General features: G+C 35.8%; 14 protein-coding genes. 4 read left to right on the forward strand and 10 right to left on the reverse strand.

Annotated elements, in window-relative coordinates:
- Positions 1–149: 149 nt before the first annotated feature.
- Positions 150–578, reverse strand: a complete 429-nt coding sequence (locus ACQKCJ_RS16495; protein WP_271336258.1) for an SRPBCC family protein — start codon at positions 576–578, stop codon at positions 150–152.
- A gap of 258 nt (positions 579–836) precedes the next feature.
- On the opposite strand from ACQKCJ_RS16495, the gene ACQKCJ_RS16500 reads away from it, so the two are divergent.
- On the forward strand, positions 837–2,231 hold the full coding sequence (locus ACQKCJ_RS16500; protein ID WP_271336259.1) for an aldehyde dehydrogenase family protein: 1,395 nt from the start codon (positions 837–839) through the stop codon (positions 2,229–2,231).
- Between the two features lie 233 nt (positions 2,232–2,464).
- Positions 2,465–3,874 (forward strand): MFS transporter, encoded by a 1,410-nt coding sequence (locus tag ACQKCJ_RS16505; RefSeq protein WP_271336260.1) that lies wholly within the window; start codon positions 2,465–2,467, stop codon positions 3,872–3,874.
- Positions 3,875–3,937: 63 nt separating this feature from the next.
- On the opposite strand, the gene ACQKCJ_RS16510 is transcribed toward ACQKCJ_RS16505, so the two are convergent.
- From ACQKCJ_RS16510 to ACQKCJ_RS16525, 4 genes are all read right to left on the reverse strand, one after another.
- Complete coding sequence (locus ACQKCJ_RS16510; protein WP_427402451.1) at positions 3,938–5,323, reverse strand: efflux transporter outer membrane subunit; 1,386 nt, start codon at positions 5,321–5,323, stop codon at positions 3,938–3,940.
- Positions 5,324–5,919: 596 nt separating this feature from the next.
- Complete coding sequence (locus ACQKCJ_RS16515; protein WP_271336262.1) at positions 5,920–9,069, reverse strand: efflux RND transporter permease subunit; 3,150 nt, start codon at positions 9,067–9,069, stop codon at positions 5,920–5,922.
- A gap of 6 nt (positions 9,070–9,075) precedes the next feature.
- Positions 9,076–10,200 carry an efflux RND transporter periplasmic adaptor subunit gene (locus ACQKCJ_RS16520; protein WP_271336263.1) on the reverse strand — a complete coding sequence of 375 codons (1,125 nt, stop codon included), beginning with the start codon at positions 10,198–10,200 and terminating at the stop codon, positions 9,076–9,078.
- Between the two features lie 8 nt (positions 10,201–10,208).
- Positions 10,209–10,706, reverse strand: a complete 498-nt coding sequence (locus tag ACQKCJ_RS16525; RefSeq protein ID WP_427402452.1) for a DUF2480 family protein — start codon at positions 10,704–10,706, stop codon at positions 10,209–10,211.
- Positions 10,707–11,116: 410 nt separating this feature from the next.
- Here ACQKCJ_RS16525 and ACQKCJ_RS16530 point away from each other — a divergent pair, with 410 nt between their 5' ends.
- The gene (locus ACQKCJ_RS16530) at positions 11,117–11,728 is read left to right on the forward strand and encodes a helix-turn-helix transcriptional regulator (protein ID WP_271336265.1); all 612 of its coding nucleotides are present in this window, start codon (positions 11,117–11,119) and stop codon (positions 11,726–11,728) included.
- A gap of 204 nt (positions 11,729–11,932) precedes the next feature.
- On the opposite strand, the gene ACQKCJ_RS16535 is transcribed toward ACQKCJ_RS16530, so the two are convergent.
- From ACQKCJ_RS16535 to ACQKCJ_RS16555, 5 genes are all read right to left on the reverse strand, one after another.
- A complete protein-coding gene (locus tag ACQKCJ_RS16535; RefSeq protein ID WP_271336266.1) occupies positions 11,933–13,756 on the reverse strand; it encodes an alkaline phosphatase in 1,824 nt (607 codons plus the stop codon).
- 1,029 nt (positions 13,757–14,785) lie between these two features.
- Complete coding sequence (locus ACQKCJ_RS16540) at positions 14,786–16,321, reverse strand: RagB/SusD family nutrient uptake outer membrane protein (RefSeq protein WP_271336267.1); 1,536 nt, start codon at positions 16,319–16,321, stop codon at positions 14,786–14,788.
- 20 nt (positions 16,322–16,341) lie between these two features.
- On the reverse strand, positions 16,342–19,731 hold the full coding sequence (locus ACQKCJ_RS16545) for a SusC/RagA family TonB-linked outer membrane protein (RefSeq protein ID WP_427402453.1): 3,390 nt from the start codon (positions 19,729–19,731) through the stop codon (positions 16,342–16,344).
- Positions 19,732–19,884: 153 nt separating this feature from the next.
- Entirely contained in the window at positions 19,885–20,805 is a 921-nt protein-coding gene (locus ACQKCJ_RS16550) for a FecR family protein (protein WP_427402454.1), read from the reverse strand.
- Between the two features lie 116 nt (positions 20,806–20,921).
- Positions 20,922–21,479 (reverse strand): RNA polymerase sigma-70 factor, encoded by a 558-nt coding sequence (locus tag ACQKCJ_RS16555; protein WP_271336270.1) that lies wholly within the window; start codon positions 21,477–21,479, stop codon positions 20,922–20,924.
- A gap of 410 nt (positions 21,480–21,889) precedes the next feature.
- On the opposite strand from ACQKCJ_RS16555, the gene ACQKCJ_RS16560 reads away from it, so the two are divergent.
- On the forward strand, positions 21,890–23,122 hold the full coding sequence (locus ACQKCJ_RS16560; protein WP_427402455.1) for an ROK family transcriptional regulator: 1,233 nt from the start codon (positions 21,890–21,892) through the stop codon (positions 23,120–23,122).
- The last annotated feature ends 516 nt before the right edge of the window (positions 23,123–23,638 follow it).

The following is a 23,638-nucleotide window of genomic DNA, read 5'->3' on the forward strand; positions in this document are numbered from 1 at the left end:
AATCCCAAGACAATATTTTTTTACAATTACCATCCACTATTAAAATATAACAATCCTCTAATTTACTTTTCAAACCCATTAAATAATGGAGATAGTATAAAAATGATACGATTGACTTTTATACTATCTCTATTTATTACCGGGTAATACTAAAACTTCCTTTTTTGATAAGGTGTTCCTTCTCCATCTTCACAATAACTTTTCAGACTTAATAAAAACATTGCCCAATTGTAATTGCACCATTGGTAAAACTCAGTAAGTTCGCGCCAATCAAAATGTTTAAGGACAACCGCGGTTACTCCGTCCTTTTCTGTAAGGTCGAATGAAATTCCTGTCCCGATCCATTCCGGGTCAGAATCTACACATTCCCATACTATTCTTTTATTTGGAGACAATTCGACCACTTTCATTTTTGTATCATAATTATCGTCGAAATCAAACTCATTGATAAACCCCACTTCCGGCTTAACAATCAATTCTGTTGTCCAGACGGCAGCAAGACCTTCCTGTGTTGTCAGTACTTTATACACTTCTGCAATAGGTGATTTGATGTAATTAATGTGTTCGATTTTTTCCATTTTTATGATTGGTTATGGTTAGAAATTCAAAGTTAATAATTTTTATAGTACACAAATACAGTGTGTTTTTCTAAATATATCCGAGCGATTATGGTATTTATATTCAAAAATAGAAGAGCAATCTCAAACAGAATCAGGTGATCTATTTGAAGTTTTTCTCTGTTATGAGGATTAATTTAATTAACTTTAAATTAAATACTATAGTAAAAACAGATTAGGAATTACTTTGTTTTGTCCTGATCTAAAATAAAAGACACTATGAAAACGACTGCAGAAATAACATCCCCATACGATCTGAGTTTTATTAAGGAATTGCCCTTAATCAGTAAAAATGATATCGACAAAGTCCTCAATACCGCTCACAACTTGTTTACCGATCAGTCGAATTGGATTCCGGCGTATAAAAAAATTGAAATACTGGAAAAAACAGCTTCAATAATGACGGATCGAATCGAAGATTTATTAGTTACCGCAATAAGCGAAGGCGGAAAACCATGGCAGGATTCTAAAGCTGAGGTACTGCGCGCTATCAAAGGTGTAAAATTAGCCGCAGAACACATATCTCAAATAAAAGGGGAACAGATACCAATGGGGCTTACTGACGCCTCTTTAAACAGGATTGCTTTTACATCAAAAGAACCTATAGGAGTTGTAGCAGCTGTAAGTGCCTTTAATCATCCTTTAAATTTAGCTGTTCATCAAATCGTTACCGCAATTGCTGCGGGTTGTCCTGTAATTTTCAAACCTGCAACGGCAACTCCGTTATCCGGTTTCGCCCTTGCCGATATTCTAAAAGAAGCAGGATTGCCTACCGGATGGCTTCAGGTGATATTGTGTGACAATGAAACCGCAGAATTACTGGTAACAGATCCGCGTATTAATTTTTTATCCTTTATTGGGTCGGCAAAAGTAGGCTGGTATCTTAAAAGCAAGCTATCTCCCGGAACAAGATGTGCCTTAGAACATGGCGGGGCTGCTCCCGTTATTGTTGAAAGTGATGCTGATTTTGATGAAATGATTCCTTCTCTGGTAAAAGGAGGTTTTTATCATGCCGGACAAGTTTGTGTTTCGGTTCAGAGAGTGTATGTCAATCAGGAAATCTGTGATGCTTTTATTGAAAAATTTGCAGCGGCAACCAAACTATTAATTACGGGAGATCCGCTGGATAAAAAAACAGATGTAGGTCCGCTTATTACACCTAAAGAAGTTGATCGTGTCGAAGAATGGGTGAACGAAGCCATAAAAAAAGGAGCAACCTTAATAACAGGCGGAAAAAGAATTTCGGCTACTTTTTTTCAGCCTACTGTTTTGTTTAATCCTTCAGAGGATTCTCTTGTTTCTACTAAAGAAATCTTTGGTCCGGTGGTATGTATCTATCCGTTTATAGATCGGGACGAAGCAATAAAAAGAGCCAATGCTTTAGACGTTCATTTTCAGGCTGCTGTTTTTACAAAAAATATAGATATTGCTCTGGATACCGTTAAAAAACTAAATGCTACCGCAGTTATGGTTAATGATCATACGGCATTTCGCGTAGATTGGATGCCATTTGGAGGCAGGGATTCTTCAGGTATCGGAATGGGTGGAATTTCATATGCTATAAATGAAATGACCAGAGAAAAACTAATGGTTATTAAAAGCAAATTTTTATAATTTTTTCGTTGAGTATAATTTATAAACACATAAAAACATAGCTTTCATTTAGAAAAAAAAGTAACAAAAAGAAACTCATTTCTTTCAGATAGCTATGTGTATTTCAAATAAGTGAAACGCTTTTTATAAATAAACAAAAACTATGTTTCTATATGGTTAAGATCAAACGCAACAGGTTCAACGTACTATAAGTAACCGAATTTAAATTCTAAAAAAAGAAAAAGTTTTAAAATATGGATACAAACATTGCAGGACAAAACAATGAAACAATAAAAAAAGTATTACCGCTCATTTTAGGGACTTCCATTTTTATGCAAATGCTCGATTCTACTATTCTTAATACATCGATCACTTCTATTGCCAAAGATCTCCACGAGTCGCCGCTTGATATGCAGAATGCCATTATCAGTTATGTTTTGACTCTTGCACTATTTATGCCTGTTAGTGGCTTTTTATCGGATAAATTTGGAACTAAAAAAGTCTTCATTTTTGCTTTGTTACTCTTTAGCATTGGCTCTTTATTTTGTTCTCTTTCTCAAAACCTAACTCATCTGATTTTTTCGCGTGTTATTCAGGGTATCGGAGGAAGTTTAATGACTCCGGTAGGCAAACTGGCGCTTATTAGAACATTTCCTAAAAAAGAATTATTAAAGGCAATGAATTTTGCTATTATTCCTGCCTTAATTGGTCCTGTATTAGGGCCGTTGGTGGGCGGATATATGGTCGATTATTTATCCTGGCACTGGATTTTCCTGATCAATATTCCTTTTGGGATTATTGGTATATTATTAAGTCTGAAATACATGCCGGATTACAAATCTCCAATAATCGATTTTGATTTAAAAGGCTTTTTAATCTTTGCAGCGGCTTCACTGCTCTTATCTATTTCTTTAGAATTATTTGGCAATACAGTTCGTCTAACCCCGGTTTTACTGATCTTAATGTCAGGATTCCTGATGTTGTACTGGTATTACCGCCACGCTGTTACGGACAACAACCCTCTTTTTCCTCTCAATTTATTTCAGGTGAGAACCTTTCGTGTCGGGATTGTAGGTAATCTGGCTACGCGTCTGGGTTTTAGTTCGATTCCGTTATTATTACCTATGATGATTCAAATCGCTTACGGACAATCGGCTGTTACTTCTGGATGGATTGTTGCTCCTATGGCTCTTACTGCAATGTTTGGAAAATCAGCTGTTATTGGGATTTTAAATACGTATGGTTACAGAAAAACTCTAATGGTCAACACTTTTATTATTGGTGTATTAATTTGCGCATTAGCCATTCCTTCTATTCATACCTCGATTTATTGGTACATTCCCATTATCTCGGTATTGGGTTTCTTTAACTCGATACAATTTACGTCTATGAATTCGATCTCTATTGCAGATTTAAGGGTTTACCATACGAGTAGTGGCAACTCTTTGGTTTCTGTAAATCAACAGCTGGCTATTGGTTTTGGAATCGCTTTTGGGCTTTTAGTACTTAAAATTTTTCAGGGTGATACAAAACTCATTCATAACGAAATACACAATGCTTTTCGATATACATTTTTAGTTGTAGGTTTTCTGACCATTCTTTCCGGATTCGTTTTTAGAAGACTTCATGATAAAGATGGTGACAACTTAAAATCAGCTAATTAATAAAAAACTAAAGCCCAATCTTTTACAATTGGGCTTTAGTTTTTCGTAAAATTCTTTATTTTTTTAGTTCCAGCCGCCACCAAGCGCACGATATAGATTTACAACAGCATGCAATTTCTGACTTTGATCGTCGATACCTCTTAATTGTGCGGTTAATAAATTCTGTTCGGCCGTTAGTACATCTGTATAATTAGTCGTTGAATTATTTAATAATTCTTTATTAAATTCTACCGCTTTGAATAAAGCTTCTAACTGTTTCTTTCTTTTTTCTTCTTTTAAAGCGGCATTATCATATTTTGACAAGGCATTAGAAACTTCCTCACTTGCTTTTAGCATTGAAAATTCAAAATTGTAAAGCGCTTCTTTTTGAATGGATAAAGCAGTAGCCAATCTTGCCTTATTAATTCCTTTATTAAAAATAGGCTGCGTAAGTCCTCCCGCGATATTACCAAAAAGTCCGCCGTTTGTAAACCAGTCTTTCAATCCAAAGCTTGAAAAGCCTGCCGCTCCGCTAATGTTTAAAGCAGGATAAAAATAGGCTCTTGCGACATTACTTTCTTCAAATGCCATTCTAAAATTATATTCGGCCTGTTGCACATCTGGTCTGTTTGCCAAAAGTTGCATAGGAACCCCAATTTTAAGATCGTACATCAGCTTTTGCTTTTCGAGAACACTACGCTCAATTTTAGAAGGTGATTTTGCCAGAAGTACACATAAAGCATGTTCCGTTTCGGTTATCTTTTGTTCGATATCCGGAATAGCCAATTCGGCTTCATAAAAATTAGCTTCACTTTGTACCACCGCTACTCCATTTATAATCGAATTTTCGAACAGTACTTTAATCGTCTCTGCATCGGTTTCTCTGTTTTTCGCTGTCTTTTTAAGCACTTTTAGTTGTTCGTCTAGAATTAGCAACTCATAATACGAATTGGCAATATCAGCAATCAGCTGTGTATGAACAGCACGTTTGGCAGCATCTGTAGCCAATAAATTGGCCAGGGCGCCTTTTTTAGTACTTTTTAATTTACCCCAAACATCTATTTCCCATCCGGCAGCAATACCCAAATCATATTGTGTCGACTGATCGAAAAGTCCAAATCCTTGCGGGAAAGCCAGTCTCGATTCTTTTACGGATAAATTCCCATTTACCGACGGTAGAAAAGCGGCTTTACTCAGTTTAAGAGTGATTCCTGCCTGATTGATTCTTTCTACCGCAATCTTCAAATCCAGATTTGCAGCCAATCCCTCAGCAATAAGTTGTTGCAAAGCAGGATCAGTAAATAATTCCGACCATTTCATGGTTGCCATGTTAATCGTGTCTTTGTTGTCAGGTTGACGATAATTTACAGATGTTGTGGGTTTTGTATAGGATTTCGTGATTTTGCACGAACTCCATATACCGGCAACCAACAGTACAATGGCTATTAGTTTATAATTGTATTTGTTCATTATAATATATTTTTATTTATTATTTATTTGACTGAAATTTAACCGCTAAGTCCGCAATCCCGATAACTATCGGGATACAAAAAGTTCACAAAGCTAACTCAGCACAAAGCTTTACGAACTTTATGTTTTTATAAAAACTATCCTTGTAAAAAACTTTGTGTGCTTTGCGGTAAAATAATCTGCTTGGTTATGAAATAAGATTTAACCACAGAGTTCACAATCCCGATAGCCATCGGGATACACAAAGTTCACAAAGCAGCTTCAACACAAAACTTTGCGAACTTTGTGTTGTTATAAACCATACATGTAAAATACTTGGTGTTCTCTGTGGTAAAATAATTTGCTTAATTATGAAATAAGATTTAACCACAGAGTCCACAATCCCGATAGCTATCGGGATACACAAAGTTCACAAAGCTGACTCAATACAAAGCTTTGCGAACTTTATGTTTTTATAAAAACCATCCTTGTAAAAAACTTTGCGCTCTTTGCGGTAAAATAATCTGCTTGATGTTGAACTGAGATATATCGCTCCGCTGAAGCTTTAATTACAGAAACGTGTATATTAGCTATAAATATTACGCTCCGCTGGAGCTTTACTCAATGACTCTAGGCTCATGAACCGGTATTTTCACCCCTCCAATCTTTTCTTGCAATGACTGAAAAATGATAAATAGAACCGGAATTACAAAAACTCCGAATAACGTCCCAATCAACATTCCGCCTACAGCAGCTGTACCAATTGACCTGTTGCTTAATGCCCCTGCACCAGTAGCAATCATCAACGGAATTAACCCGAAAATAAAAGCAAAGGAGGTCATTAAAATAGGTCGTAATCTGGCTTTTGCTCCAAATATCGCCGACTGCACAAGGCTTCTTCCACTTAAGCGATGTAATAAGGCAAACTCAACAATAAGAATTGCATTTTTCGCCAAAAGTCCAATCAGCATAATCAAACTGATCTGAAGGAAAATATTATTATCAACTCCAAATAGATTTGCAAATATAAAAGCACCTGCAAGTCCTATTGGTAAGGATAACAATACCGAAAGTGGTAAGATGTAACTCTTGTATTGCGCACTTAATAGGAAGTAAATAAAGATCAGACAAAGTGCAAAGATTAAAGTTGTCTGGCTTCCGCTGGAAAGTTCTTCTTTTGTCAAACCTGAAAACTCATAGGTATAACCTCTTTCTAATGTTTGTGCAGCTACTTCTTCGATTGCTTTTATCGCATCACCGGAACTATATCCTGCATTTGGTGAACCTGTAACTGTTGTTGAGGTAAAGAGATTGAAACGGTTTATAAATTCAGGACCATACGTTTTTTTCAAGGTTACAAATTCAGAAATTGGTGCCATTGCCCCTTTATCTGTTCGAACAAAAACTTTATTGATATCACTTTCTTTCGCTCTGTAATCTGGATGAGATTGCAACATTACTCTGTATTGTTTTCCGAATTTATTGATATCAGAAGCATAGATTCCGCCAAAATATCCCTGAAGCGTGTTGAGAACCGTATTTACACTTACGCCCGCATCTTTACACTTCGCTACATTTACGCTGACTTCCATTTCCGGAAAACCAATGTCAAACGGACTTGTGGCGTACATAATCTCTGGCCGCTGATTAATCGCTGCCATAAACTTCCCGATATTCTTATCAAAATCTTTATAACTGCCACCAGTTTTGTCCTGCAGTTGTACCTCGAATCCGTTGCTGTTTCCAAATCCCTGTAAAGTTGGTGCAGCAAAGAAAATAATATTTGCCCCTTTTATATGAGCTGTTTTTGCAAACAACTGCCCAACGATTGAAGTAACATCCTGATTTTTTCCTTTTCTCTCCTTCCATGGTTTTAGCCTGATAAACAATGCGCCATAAGAACCTCCGGATCCGTGAATTAAATCCATTCCGGAAAGTGTTGATGAAAGTTCAATCTCCGAAATACTTCTCGCGGCAAGATCTATTTCTTTTACAATTTCCTCTGTACGTTCTAATGTCGAAGAAGCGGGTAAAACTACATTTCCGTAAATTGCTCCTCCATCGTCATTAGGTACAAAACCAGTTGGCGTTGTTTTGATCAATACATAAAACACCATTCCAAATAGTGCGATTGCTACTAAAGAAATCCATTTTCTGCGGATTAGGAATCGGACTGCTCCAATATATTTATTCGTGACTGCATCGAAAGCAGCATTAAAGCCGGCATAAAATTTAGGCAAAAATCCTTTGGGATGATTTGACTTTTCAGAATCATGTGGTTTTAATAAAATAGCACAAAGCGCAGGACTTAACGTCAAGGCATTCACTGCCGAAATTAAAATTGCTACTGCCAATGTTAATCCAAATTGTTTGTAGAAAACACCAGCAGAACCTGTAATAAAAGTAACAGGAATAAATACTGCCGACATAATTAAGGTAATGGAGATAATCGCTCCGCTAATTTCGCTCATCGCATGAATAGTCGCTTTTTTGGCTGATTTTGCTCCCTGATCTAATTTTGCATGAACAGCTTCAACCACGACAATGGCATCATCGACGACAATACCAATCGCTAAAACCAAAGCAAAAAGGGTCAGTAAATTAATGGTGAAGCCAAATAATTTCAGAAAAAAGAAGGTACCAATAATCGATACCGGAACTGCAATTGCAGGTATCAGGGTCGATCTGAAATCCTGTAAAAAGATAAATACAACAATAAAAACCAGAATAAAAGCTTCAATAATTGTGTAGATTACTTTCTCGATAGAAGCGTCCAGAAAGTCATTGGCATTCAGGAATGTATGGTATTCTAATCCCGGAGGAAAATCTTTGGACGCTTTTTTTAATATGTCTTCGCAAGCTATAATTAGCTCTCTCGCATTCGACCCTGAAATCTGACTGATCGCTCCTCCTGAAGATACATGCCCCTGAGTAAGCAATGAAGTCGAATAATCTAAAGCTCCAAATTCGATATCTGCTACATCTTTTAAGCGTAATAAGCTTCCTTGTTTACCGCTTCTGAGTACAATGTTTTCAAATTCAGCAGGATTTTCGAGTCGGCCTGTAAACTTCAATGCATATTGAACTGATTCTTTGCTGTTTTCCCCAATTTTACCCGGTGCAGCTTCGATGTTTTGTTCTTGCAGCGCTTTAATAATATCATCAGGAACTAAACGCTGATTGGCCATTGCATCCGGTTTTAACCAAATACGCATTGAATATTCCTGACTGCTGTAAATTTCCGTTGCTCCTACACCTACGACACGTTTCATCTCGGGCATAATATTTATCCTCAAATAATTATCGAGGAATTTTTCGTCATATCTCCCGTCTTTACTGTATAATAAAAAACTCAGCGCCGTACTGCTTAACTGTTTGCTTGTTGTAATACCAGACTTAATCACCTCGGCAGGAAGCAAACTTGTCGCTTTTGTAACTCTGTTCTGAACATTTACGGCCGCCATATCAGGATTTGTTCCCTGCTTAAAGAATACGGTAATCGAAGCACTACCATTGCTACTGGCTTTAGAAGTCATATAAGCCATATTCTCGACTCCGTTTATTTGTTCTTCCAGAGGAACAATTACACTTTTCAAAACCACATCGGCACTTGCTCCCTGATACGAAGCGTTTACCACAACCGTTGGAGGTGCGATTTCGGGGTATTGTGATACAGGCAAGGATGCTAATCCCAGTAATCCTAAAATCACTATTATGATCGATATTACCGTAGATAATACCGGATTTTCTATAAATTTTCTAAACATCTCTTTTTATTTTTTTGATGAGGCCACTATCGGTGCGATTTTTACTCCATCCCTTAAATTCCCAATTCCATTAATGACAATAGTATTTCCGGATTGTACTCCTTCAGTTACTACATATTCTTTTTCAGTGGCTGTGTTTCTTATTTTTATTTCGGTGTTGTGCACTACATTTTGTCCGTCTGTTGTAAAGACAAAATAGCGTCCCTGCTGTTCAAAGACTGCTTTTTTAGGAACCAGGATCGCATCAGAAAATTGGGTCGGAATAACAATTGTTGCACTTGCACCACTCCATAATTTGCCTTCAGGATTTGGAAAAACGGCTTTAAAATTTGCTGAGCCTGTACTTGCATTCAGAACACCGCTTAAAGTTTGAATATTTCCTTTTTGCGCATAGGTTTCTCCATCAGCAGTGACTAAGGAAACTGCCGGCATATTTCTGAATTTGTCCTTTAATTGATTGCCTGAATATTGGCTTAAGAATGAATTTAGCTGTTGCTGACTTAGCGAAAAATAAGCATAAATATGTTTGGTATTCGCAACGGTGGTTAAAGGATCCGGTGCCGAAATACTAACCAAACTCCCAATTTTATAAGGCAGACTTCCCACAACTCCATTAATTGGACTTACTATATTAGTAAAAGCAAGTTTCGATTTTGCTGCTGATAAATCTGCATTTGCCTGACTTAATTCTGCTCTTTTTACCCGCTCTACGTTTTTGGCAGATGTTAGTTCGTAGGTATTTATAATTTTCTTTTCTGCCAGTGCTGCTGTTCTTTTGGTCTGGATAACCGCTGTTTCCAAACTTGCTTCGGCGGCGAGAATTGCTGCTTTTTTATTATTTACTTCCTGCAGATAACTATTGGCATCTATTTTAAACAAAACTTGTCCTTTGGCTACAGCCGCACCTTCTTCTACATAAACCTGCTCAATATAGCCATCGATTTTAGAACGTATTTCTACAGTTTGCTCTCCTTCTAAAGTTGTTGGATATTGTACAGAAACATTCGCTTTTTGAGCTTTAAGTGTAAGCGTTGGATAAGACGCGGGACTTTGTGTTTGTTCTGTATTTTTTTTGTTACATGAAACGGTCAAAAGCGTTCCAAGAAACAATATTGCTATTATTTTTTTCATTATTTCGTTTATTTTCTTTTGTAAATCATTAGAGGTGAACCTACTTCGCCCCACATTAAGGTTTGTACATATTTTATTAACTGACTTGTAGCCAATACGAGAATTTCTTCCGGTATGGATGAATTTGCTTTGAGCACCACTTTTTGACTGATAAAAGCCGAAAATTCTATTTTTCTTATTCGTTCGATCCATAAAAGACCTTCGTGATTTCCGGTTGTAGAATACACTACGATTGAGGTATGTGGAGCCACTAATGCGCTGATCAATACATAGGCCCAAAGTGGAACGATGGCATCATTAGAACAGCAAATGACTACTTCTTTTCCTGAATATTGGCTCCAGTCTATACTGGCCATTTCTGAACGAAAGGCTTTTTCCTGCAGTAGAAAATCTTCTAAAAGAAAGGGAACAATATCAAATACAACAAAGTCATTTTTGTCCGGTTTATAAGACCTGAGATCGAGAGTTTGTATGCCTGAAGCTTCTATTTTATTTAGTATTTCCATATTTATGACGATTAAAAAATTTGAATTATTTGCTGATTTTTAGGCATAGATATCCCCCGCCCAACCTGAATATTGTTTATCAGGTATGCTGAGCACATTGTAAAGCGTTTTATGCTTTAGCTAGAAGTTTTTGAGATTTTTAAAATCTTTGTTATAGATCTTATTTATAGATTTTTCATTAATACATTCCAGTACGGAACGATAGAGACTGGTAAATTGATCCTGTAGCAGGAAGTGGTTGAGGAAGATTGTAATTCTGGTACCATAATCTATATTTTGTATTAATAAATTCTGTAACTATCAACGTTCATTGCAATTAGGATAATAATATCTTAGAATGCGCTTTGATAAGTTATGCAAAATTAATATTTTTGCATAATAAAACAACTAAATACTTGTTTTATTAATTTATGACTACAAATAAGATTTTAATGTTGCTCAAAATGCGAGGTCCCCTTACGGCTCTCGAGATCGCCCATGAGCTTAAGATAACGAAGGAAGGCGTTAGACAACAGCTAGTTAAACTTACCGAAGAAGAACTCATTGAACCTCAGGAAGAATCAAAAGGTGTGGGCAGACCGCAAAAAACGTTTAGTCTTACAGCAAATGGAAATGCTAAATTTCCTGATACTCATGCCGAATTGACCTTAAAACTGATCACTATTATTAATGCAATGGGCGAAAACACCATGCAGGCGGTGATTGATGTCTATGAAGAAACAGGGAAAAAGAAGTATCATGAAGAAATTGATACGATACATAATCTGGAACTGAAAATAGAGAAATTGGTCGAAATAAGAACCCGAGAAGGTTATATGGCAGAATACTCTAAAAATGACGAAGGCTATCTTTTGGTCGAAAATCATTGCCCTATTTGTGCAGCGGCAACAATTTGCCAGGGTTTCTGCTCATCTGAATTAAATACGTTCAGATCTGTATTAGGAAAAGATGTTCTCATTAATCGGGTAAGTCATATTGTTTCGGGCGAAAGAAGATGTGCTTATCAAATTACTTTAAATTAATATACAATAAAAAAAATGCCTCTTCAGGCTGTCCCTGTTCACAAATACTAAAAATCAAATTGAACACGAATTACACCAATTCTAAAGGGTTGATTTTGTTTGTGAAATTAATTTCACAAACAAATAGTGTAAATTGGTGTAATTCGTGTTTGCATTTATTTTGAGGCAGACGAAAGAAGCGATTTTTATCTCTAAAACAGCAATTTATTTCTTAGCTAAAACTGCTAAAATCTTAGTATAAATTTCGGTGTTCTGATACACTCCCATAAATTTTTCAGCTCCTGGCCCGTAAGCAAAAACCGGAACCGGAACTGCCGTATGATCGTTAGTACTAAAACTGCCGTGCACATATCCCTTTTCTATATTTCCGTCAATTAAAGAAAGTCCACCCGTTTCATGGTCAGCGGTTACGATTAATAACGTTTCCGTATTCTTATCTACAAATTCCATAGCTTGTCCAACCAATTTATCAAAATCAAGCATTTCGCGAACCACATATTCTACATTGTTTTTATGTCCGCCGTAATCGATTTGCGCACCTTCTGCCATGATAAAAAATGGACTTTTTGTTTTAGCAAAAGTTGAGGTTGCTTTCGCTAGGGATTTCGCTAGAAAATCACCTCTTCCGTCTTTCATAGAAACTACTGCAGCGTCATCTAAAACAATAAATTTAGAGTTTTTGATGGTATCAAGACTATTGAATTTATCTGAAAAAGTATATCCTTTTTGCTTCAGTATTTTAGATAAGTCTTTGCCATCTTTTCTTGATGTAAATTCCTTTGTTCCTCCACCAATCAAAATATCTGATGGATTCGATAAAAAATCTTCGGCTATTGGTTCGCTGTAACTTCTTTCCGGCTGATGTGCATAAAAACACGCTGGCGTAGCATCTGTAATATTCCCTGCCGAGATAATAGCTGTTTTGTAATTTTTCTTTGCCAATTGTTGTATGATTAATTCCAGCGGTTTCCCATTTTCATCAACACTAATAAATCTATTATTGGTTTTATGCCCTGTTGCCATAGCAGTCGCTCCTGCGGCAGAATCTGTGATATAACTGTCTGAAGATTTTGTGACAGACAATCCCTGAGTTGGAATATTAAATAAACTCAACTGACCTTTATTAGCGGTGTAACCGGAGTAAATCTGTGTCAATCCCATTCCGTCACCAATAAGAAGGATTACATTTTTAGGTTGTTTTTTAGAAAATCCCAATCCGTTTCTAGGAATATAAGCTTCGTGAAAATCGGTATTTTGATAAAATGTCGATTTGATATTGTTGATAAAATGCGTCAATTCAGCAACGTTATCTGTCCCAATAAAATCAACTTTTAAGTTCATCAATGTCATCCAGGTATTTACATTATCCTGAGTTGCCCAGAATCGTACTTTTTTGTTCTGATCGTGTACTTTTTTAATAATCGATTGCACTTTTTCAGCATCCGTTTGTGTCATCACGCCTTTCCCGTTCCAGATTGTGATTTCTTTTAAATCTTCGCTGATCATTTCAACACGCGACAATTGTTCCGCAGAGTAATTTTCATTTAGCCTTCCGTCAAAATAAATAAATTCAGGATAGTCTTTCCAGTTTGCCAGAGAAGGTCTGTTTCCCGAAATTACCACTTTTATATTTTTATTCGAAATAATATCAGGATAGGTTTTAAGCTGCTGCGCAATTAATCTCAGCGTAGCATCACCTTCTGTTTTTATATCGATCATTAAAATCAAAGGTTTATTGCCTTGGTAAGCTTTTCCTCCTAAGCTTTTTAATTTTATAGTAAGCGGATCAAGATATTGTGTCTTAAGCGTATTCTGCGGATTAATTTCTTTGGATGTATGGGCAACAAAAAGCTCGTTATTGACTAAAAAAACATCGGCTTCAATAACGCCGGCTTCATTAGAATAGGCTTCATAAAAGGGTAATTTGCTGGCATAATCATTATGCGAATGAATGTTAGATGAACTGTATTCCTGTGCTTGTGCAATCAGCAAAAATTGGAGGCAAAAAAGGGTGATTATTTTTTTCATGAGAAAATTGGGTTTGTTTATTTTTAGAACTGTAGGATTTTAAATTGTTGAGGTTTATTTAAACACATTGGGACATAATTTTTTACAGCTAAATAAAAAGGTGTTTTACTTGTTTTTAATGCACATAGTTCATCCCGTTTTGTCATTTAATTATTAAAGCTCCGAAGGAGCGGTATATTTACAGCAATTATAGATTTCCATTTATTAAGCTCCAGAGGAGCGACATATTTATAGCAATTATAGATTCCCTACATTAAAGCTCCAAAGGAGCGACGTATATGCCACCCCGATGGGGTTTGGATCCTTTTTATCAAAAATTAATTGCTATAAATATATCGTCCCGCTAGGACTTACCTACTATTAGCGTAAGATTTTAAAATCATTTTTTTTATTTAACGAAGGAGAAATCACACGCGTAACTCGACAAAGATTGGCGATTTTCTTTGCAGATTTCTGATGCGATTTCTCTCCTGAAGCTTCGGGATCGAAATGACAATATTGGGGTTACCTTCTTCATGATTTTATCATTATTAAACCTCCGGATGAGCAATATATTTATAACAATTATAGATTCCCCCCATTAAGCTCCAGAGGAGCGACATATTTATAGCAATAATAGATTCCCATACATTAAAGCTCCAGAGAAGCGATATATATGCCACCCCGATGGGGTTCAAATTCTTTTTATAAAAATTAAATTTCTATAAATATATCGTCCCGCTGGGACTTGGTTTATGATTAATTAAAATGGGGCAAAATCATTTTTTTCATTTAACGAAGGATAAATCACACGCATAACTCGACAAAAATTGGCGATTTTCTTTGTGGATTTCTGGTGTGATTTCTCCTGCGTCGAGATGACAACATTGGGGGTTACTACTTTATATTTCTTTTAAATACAAACCAGTCTTTTCCTAAAAAAAGACTGGTTTATGTTTATATCTGAAATTCATTTGCTATTTTTTACAACTGCAAGCTCCGACAAGCTTGCAGTGTAAAAAAACTAAACAAACAAAATGAAACTACAAACTACCAACCTTTATTTTGCGTCAGTGCTCCTTTGCTTACTGCAATTTCGTCCGGTGGTATTGGCCAAACTTTGTGAATTGCAGGGTTAAAATTACGAGCAGGATAAATCACGGTTCCGTTATAATGGTGTAACGGTTTTGCATAAGTTGCCTGAGCATCGCCCCAACGTACTAAGTCAAAATGACGGTCTGTCCATTCTCCGGCCAATTCACAACGTCTTTCTCTTTTTAGATCGGTTAATGTTGCTCCGGCAAGATCTCCAAGACCTGCACGACGACGGATCATATTAATTTCTGTATCGGCATTCAGGCCTTTCATAAGTTTGGCTTCTGCCAACATCAAAATCACATCGGCATAACGCAAAAGAGGAACGTTTAAAGCTGTCGAAGGTTTATCTCCGTTGGCATTTACATAACGAATATCAATCCCGCCCGAAGTTGTTTTGGCATAACCAAACGGCTCCATATATTTATTGAACTGATATCCGGTTCTATTACTGGAACTTACAAGATATTTACCTTCATTAAAAGTTACTAATTCACCAAAATACAGGAATTTATCACCTTTTTGCAAAATAGTCGCGCTGCGTCTTTTATCTTTTGGATCATAGGTATCAAATAATTCTTTGGTAGGATAAAAATTTCCCCAACCATTATAAACTCCCCAACCTTTGTCTTCTAGGCATACTCCCGGAAAAATAGATCCTAAAGAAGTATTCTCTGCACTTGACGTTACTGACCAAATGTATTCTGAAGACCAGTTGTTCTTGATTTTAAATACATCTTCAAAATTATCCAGCAACTTATGTTTTCCACTATTCACGATCATATTGGCATATTTTATTGCGTTGTCCCAATCTTTAGCATACAAATAGGTACGTACTAAATATCCCCAGGCAGCTGTTTTATGAGCACGTCCGTAATTATCAGAAGTCAGCTCATTAAAATAAGGCAGTAAATCGGCTGCTTTTACTAAATCGGCTGCGATGTAGGCATAGTTTTCAGCTACATTTTTAGCTCTTGGCACATATACATTTGTTGGGTCTTCGCGATCCTGAATCGGGATTCCGGCGCGATCATCTCCGTAATGATAAGCCAGTTCTAAATGCATTACAGCATGATTGAAGTACGCTTCTCCCAACATCCCATTCTTTGTTTTTTCGTCTAAGGAAATCTTAGGAATATTGCGAATAACATCGTTGCAGCGTTTCATTATTTCGTAGTGAATTCTCCAGATATCTTTGGTATCAGATTCTGCACCATCAACAATAAAATTCTTAATACGTTCTGCATTTTGTCTTGGCTTGGTTCCTATATCATCACTGGCGTTATTCAGCCAGAAAAAACCACGACCGTACATATTATCATCAGAATATAAAGCATAAATAGCGTTTACTCCTGCTTTTGCATCTGCTGGAGTTTTCCAGAAATTTCCGCTTGACGGAGCTCCTTGCGGCACCAAATCAAGTTCGCTTTCGCACGCTGTCGCGCCCAGTAAAAGCACAAAACTCAATACTAAAAGACTTAAATTTTTCATTTTATTTGTTTTATATTTTTTTAAAAAGTTGCATTTACACCGGTCATATAAATACGGGAAAGCGGATATTTTCCTAAGTCCATACCAAAGTTTTTAAGCCCTATTTCCGGATCCATTCCTGAATACTTGGTGATCGTGAAAAGGTTTTGAGCTGAGATAAAAAATCTCAGTTTTGCTTTTCCGTTCAGCCATTGATCTTTTACTGTGTATCCTATCGAAAGGTTTCTTAATCTTACGAAAGAAGCATCTTCGATATAAAAATCAGAGATTCGCCCGAAGTTATTATTGTTGTCTGTTGATGAAAGTACCGGAATATTGGTATTTGTATTGGTTGGCGACCATGCATTTTTAGATTCTGCCAATAAGTTATATCCAGGAAATGAACCGTTTAGACCGGTGTGTTTTACAGCATTAAAAACACTATTTCCTGCTGCTCCGCTAAAAAAGACATTCATATCAAACCTTTTATATCTAAAGTTCATATTTAAACTGAAAGTCGTTTTAGGAAAAGGATTTCCAAGCACTACTCTGTCATTGTTATTGATGACACCGTCTCCATTTATATCTTTAAATTTAATATCTCCTGCAACCGCATTGGGCTGATATACTTCGCCTTTAGCGTTTACATATGCTTTTGCTTCAGCATTACTCTGAAACAGTCCATCTGTCGAATAACCGTAAAAGGCACCAACAGGGCTTCCTACCTGATAAATATTCGCTAAAGGCAAACTACGAACCCTGCTTAAATTTAATGGTTCAAGAGAAGTCAAATCATCTTTGATCGAAACAATTTTATTACTTAAAAATGATGCATTTGCTGTAATATCAAATTTAAAATCGCCACGCGTTTTTTGGTACATCAAACTTGCCTCAATACCTTTGTTTTCTACATCTCCAGAGTTTACGATTCTACCTTTTGGAGTCCCTGAAACACCCGGAAGCTGATCGCGAACCAACATGTCTTTGTTTGTTTTTACGTAAGCATCTACAGATCCTGACAAAGCATTATTGAACATTGTGAAATCTAATCCTACGTTGGTTTGCTCTGAACTTTCCCATCTTAAATTAGGGTTTGACAATTCGCTTTCAGAATATCCGTAGTTAATTACCGGACTTGACCCGATTAAAGATTGTGTCTGGTTTAATGGTACACTAAACTGGTAAGGCCCAAGGTTTCCTAAGTTTCCTATTTGTCCCCAGCTTGCACGTAATTTTAAGTTGCTGATTATTGGATTAATATTTTTCATAAATCCTTCTTCAGATACTAACCAACCTGCAGAAACAGAAGGATACACTTTCCAACGGTTCTCAGAAGTCAATTTTGAAGTTCCGTCGCGACGCACAATTCCTGAAATTAAATATTTTTGATTAAAGTCATAATTCAGCCTCCCAACATATGATGAGATAATTTCTTCGGCCATACCTGCCTCTATTTGCTGTACCAATTTGGCGTTTAATAAATAGCGCTGCGATGCATCTTCGCTATCAAAACCTGTTCCCTGCACGGTATAAAAATCTCTTTTGGTTTGTTGATATGTATAGCCGGCCAAAGCTTTAAAATTATGTTTGCCTAATGATTTTTCGTAAGAAACCGTTTGTTCCCCTAACAAATCTGTTGTTGTCGAGTTTGTTAAAGTCAATCTGTTGAAATCGAATATTTTTCCCGGCTCAGTAATTTTTGTTGCAAATTCTGTTGCATTGTTTTGTATTCTTGTATAACCCAAATTTGACTTTAGCTTTAAACCTGAGACAACTTCCCATTCGACATACGGATTAATTAAAACTGTCGAAATAGGATTTCTGTTGTCTAATCTTTTTAAATAAGCCACCGGATTTATTACATCTCCGTAAGAACCTATGTATTTCTCCGGAACACCACCAAATTGTCCTGAACCATCTTCTCTGTAAATGGTAGCATTTGGCGGATAAAAAATCGCCGCCAGAATCGCTCCTGTATAAGCATTTGAAGTATTGGCTGACTGACCATCTGTTAAGGAATACGAAAAGTTTTCTCCAAAGGTAAAATTGGGAGCTAACTTAAAAGAAGAATTTGCTCTTGCTGTATATCGGGTTCCAAAAGTATTCAATAAAATCCCTTCGTTTTTTCTATAACTTCCTGACAAAAAGAAATTAGATTTCTCTGTTTTTCCGTTTACAGAAATAGACAAATCCTGTATTTCGCCTGTACGAAAAATTTCGTCCATCCAGTTCGTTTTTGTTGTTCTAGCTGTTGGCTCAAATGCAGGATCAAAAGCGGGGATTCTAGGCATTCTCGCATTATCTCTGGCTGTATTCATAGCATCTGCATATCCTGCAGCGTCCAGAACATTTAATGTCTTTGCTACACTTTGAAAACCTCCCTGATAATTTACATTTACATTGATATGATCAGAAGTTCCTTTTTTAGACGTAATCAGAATTACACCACCAGAAGCTCTTGCACCGTAAATTGCCGCAGAAGCTGCATCTTTTAGCACGCTGATCGAAGCAATATCATTAGGGTTTAAAGTGTTTAAAGATCCGCTGTAAATAATTCCGTCTAAAACAATCAAAGGAGTTTCGGCATTTAATGAACCAATACCACGAATGTTGATTGTTGGCTCTGCTGTAGGATCTCCACCATTATTAATTACGGTAACACCTGCTACTGTACCTTGCAATAATTCGGCTGCACTGTTATAGGTTCTGCTTGAAGTTTCTTTCATCGAAACAGTTCCAACAGCTCCCAAAACTTCATTCTTTTTTACAGAACCATACCCCATTACTACAACTTCCTGTAGTTGCTTCATATCAGCTAATAATTTGACACTGATATTTCTAGTCGACTGATTTACTTTTACTTCCTGAGTAATATATCCCACGTACGAAAAAACAAGTATGGCTTCAGCTGAATTAACTTCCATTTTAAAAGTTCCGTCAAAATCTGTCGTTGCTGTGGCATCAGAATCCTTGTCCTTAATACCAACTCCCGGTAAAGGCATTCCGTCATCGCCACCAAAAACAGTTCCTGAAATACTTATTTTACCTTGTCCTGCATCAGTCAGTTTTTGATTCTTTTTGATGACAATATTGTTGCTTACAATTTCATATTTAAAGAAAAAATTACTGCATATTTTGTCCAATGCTTGTTCTAATGTTACGTTACTCAGTTTCAAACTAATTTTTTGATTCGTATTAACCTGATTAGTTTCGTACATAAAATGCACATCTGCCTGTTTTTCGATTTTCTGAAAGACAGTCTTTATACTTTCATTTTCTACTTTTAAGGTTACTCGCTTGCTAATGTTAACATTTGCTGCTTTCATTGTTGATCCGATAAAAAATAAAGCAACAAAAAAGAGCGCTTTGGTCAATATGGATTTTTTAATGCTCTGATAGTTTACAACATATCGCATTTGTTTTTGATTCATGTTTTTGGAGTTTTAATTTGTGTTTGGATTATTGCTTGGTTTCTACGTAGATTTTTTTATTAATTTGATTTTACTTTGTCAGACCTAACAGGTTTTAAAAACCTGTTAGGTCTCTCTGGATACATGTTACTATATGGTCAAATCTATTTTTAGTTATCGTATGATATAAGTTCCTGATTCGATTTTATAATTGGCATTGATGATATTGCACACTAGGGCCACGACCTGACCAACAGGAAGTTCTTTGAAGTAGGCGCTAATTTTTAAATTATTAAGGTTTTTGTTTTCGATCTGGATTGCTACATTATAATTACGATTGATGGTTGCAATGACTTCAGGCAAAGGAGCATCTTCAAAAACGATGATGTTTTTTCGCCATAGCGAAATAGAGTTCACCGGAATATCTGTAAAGGCTTGCAGTTTATTATTCTGCGATTTAAAAACTACTTTTTGTCCGGGCGTTACATAAACATTTTCTTCGGTAAAAGTCGATTTTACATTTACTCTTCCGGTTAAAACCGAAACTTCTTGTGTAGCATGATCCGGATAAGCCTGAACATTAAAACTGGTTCCTAAAACTTTGGTATCCATTTTATCGGTATGAATAATAAACGGATGTTCTTTGTCTTTGGCTACATCAAAAAATGCTTCTCCTGTTAAATACACTTCACGTGTTCCTCCTTTAAATTTTGTGGGATATTTTAGAAGACTCCCTGCATTGAGCCATATTTGGGTTCCGTCGCTTAGTGTTATTTTAGAATGTTCTCCTGATTTTGTAGCATATTCTTTAGTTATAGTCTGCACAGATGACAAATAAAAGAAACAGGATAATCCCATTAAAAAGATTAGAGAAGCTGCTATAGCCCAATTTCTGTTTTGAAGAAAAATAACCGTATTTGTTTTCTTAATTTGCCTGATTTCCTTCTTTAGTTTTAAGCGATCAGATTGTATAAGGTTTGTAGTATCTGTTATTTCGTCCGGGTGATCATACCAGTTATTCCATAATTCTTCTCCTTTTAGAGAAGTCTTACCTTCTAAAAAAAGCTGTATTTCTTGATGTGGTTTTTCAGGCATTATAATGTGTTTATCTCTTTAATAGTATGTCTTAGAATTTTTACTTTTGGGTAGGCGGATGAGGTTACGCTTTTGTTAAGAAAAGAAAATGCACCTCACAATTTAGAAACCTCCCGTCAGTTAAACTCACCTAAATAGTTTCGCATAAACTTTAGCGCATAAGCAATATGATACTTTACGGTTTCATGCGATACATTAAGTTCTTCGGCTATCTCTTTGTTTGTATAATGTTTGATGCGGCTCAGGATAAAAACTTCTTTGGATTTTTTAGGAAGTAATAATGTGGCTTTATCCACCGCTTGTTGCAGTTCCTGATAATGAATAGCATCTTCGGTTGTATTACTGCTCGTATAATCGTCATTGCTTCGATCAGTAACCTCCTTTATATATTGGTCTGTAATGGTGTGCGATTTTATATAATCTAAAGTTACGTATCGAACGGAAGTATAGATGTAGGCAGCAAATTTCTTTTGAATAACCAAAGTCTTTCGACGTTCCCAAATAGTGGTAAAAACTTCCTGAACAATTTCTTCAGAAACGGGAATCGATTTCATCCTCATATAAACAAAGCGAACTAACAAATCCCGATACCGAAAGTACAATTCATCAAACGCTTTGTCTTTTCCTTGTCTCAATAATTCAACAAGCTGCTCATCAGTAAACGCTTTATACATGACAGGTTTCTTTTGTATTATTGGGCGAATGAATAGCGCTTTGTAAAACACTTATTCCTTTTATTTTTCTGCGATGTATTCTTGATTTAAAAAATGACATATACTACAAGTGTGTTGTTTATAATATGTCTACAAAATTAGAAATGAGGGTAGGTCTGCAAGGTTACGTTTACATTAATAAAACATCCTGTTTATAAAACATTGTATTAACATTTCGTCTCTTAGATGTTATGCGGCAAATTTTGTGCAGAAGCAGCACTATCTTTTTAGGGAGTATGTAGTTTAAAAATGTTTTCCTTATTTTTAAAACACGAGCTGCATTAAAAAAATATTTTAATAATTAGATCCAATTCTTATAATTATTTAAAAATTATAGTAAGTTTGTAAGAGACACGTAATTATAAAAAGCGATGAGTTTAAAGGATTTATTAGATAGTAGTAAAGATAAAAGTCTTTCCGGCCAAAAATGGCACATGCTAAGACAGTCTATAACCAAACGTTTGCTTTCAGGAGGCAATTCTACAATTGCCGAATTAAGTACAGAATTACAATCAAGTGTTCCAACGGTAACCAAAGCCGTCAACGAGTTACTAACCGAAGGTTATGTAATCGACATGGGAAAAATTACTAATAGTGGCGGACGAAGACCGTCCTTATATAGTATCAACCCTACTTGTGCTTATTTTCTTGGCGTTGAAGTTGGCATCAGCAGTATGTCTATTGGATTGCAAAATATCAAAAATGAATTGGTTAGTGTTGATCTTGGCACTTCTTTTATTTTAGAAAATACTCAAAAATCATTATTAAAATTCTGTGACCTCATCAACTCTTTTATAGAAGATAGTTCTGTAGATAAAAAATTAATTGTGGGGGTTTGTATTAACTTTTCCGGCCGTATTAATTCGATGGAAGGTTTTAGCTATAACTATTTCTTTAGTGAAAACCGACCTTTAAACGAAATCATTTCTGAGCAATTAGATCTACCGGTTCACTTAGAAAATGATACGCGCGCAATGGCTTTTGGCGAATATTGCGAAGGCGTTGTCGATGATGAACAAAATATTATTTTTGTGAATTACAGCTGGGGAGTTGCCATCGGGATGATTACTGACGGTAAGTTATATTACGGTAAATCAGGATATTCAGGCGAATTCGGTCATAGTACTATTTTCAATAATGAAATCATGTGCCAATGCGGAAAACTAGGTTGTCTTGAAACCGAAATTTCCGGCTGGTCGCTCATCAACCAATTCAAAGATGCCATAAAAGAAGGCAAACAATCAAAAGTCATTCTTGACGAAAACTCTTCTACACTACAACACAATGCGATTATTGCCGGAGCTGTAAATCTTGAAGACACTCTTTGTGTCGATTTGGTAACCCAGCAAAGCGAAAAAATGGGACGTTATTTATCTATTTTATTAAATATCTTCAACCCTGACTTACTGGTAATTGGTGGAGATTTCGCACAATTGGGCGACTACGCCTTACTCCCAATTCAATCTGCATTAAAAAAATATTCACTCGGTTTAGTTAACCGTGATATGAAGCTTAAAAAGTCTGCTTTAGGCCGTCGTGCGGGCGTTATTGGTGCCTGCTGTGTCATAAAAGAAAAGATGTTATTCCCTCTAATTAATAACTAAATTTCCCAACTACTTCCTTATTATTAAAATATTTTAATAACTAAACTTGTTATATTAAAATATTTTATATCTTTACTTCATAATAATAAATTAATTTATTCATAAGATTATCATAACATTTATTCATATTATGTTTTTTCATTGTTAAAAGGTAATAATAATGATGGCTATATTTTTAAAATATCCACAAATATTAAAATACATTTTTCGCAAAAAAAAGAAGGTATTTGCTTTTTATAGATAGAGATAAAATAAAGTCAAGTAATGCGAACTTATCATGATGTTGTGTGAATAAATTTTAAAAAAGAGAATATCAGTTTTATATAGAGTAAGAAAATTAAAGATCAACTATAAATATCAACACTAATCATCGCATAAAAAACATTTGTTTTTAAGTCATAAAAAAGCCAGCTAATGCAGGAACATTGCTGGCCGGTTCCTTAACAGGAACAATGACTTGAAAATTAATAAACAGACCTTTAACAAAGTTATTATTAACCAAACCATTACAAAAGT

Origin of the sequence: Flavobacterium sp. NPDC079362, from assembly GCF_050267765.1 — a bacterium.
Taxonomy (GTDB): domain Bacteria; phylum Bacteroidota; class Bacteroidia; order Flavobacteriales; family Flavobacteriaceae; genus Flavobacterium; species Flavobacterium azizsancarii.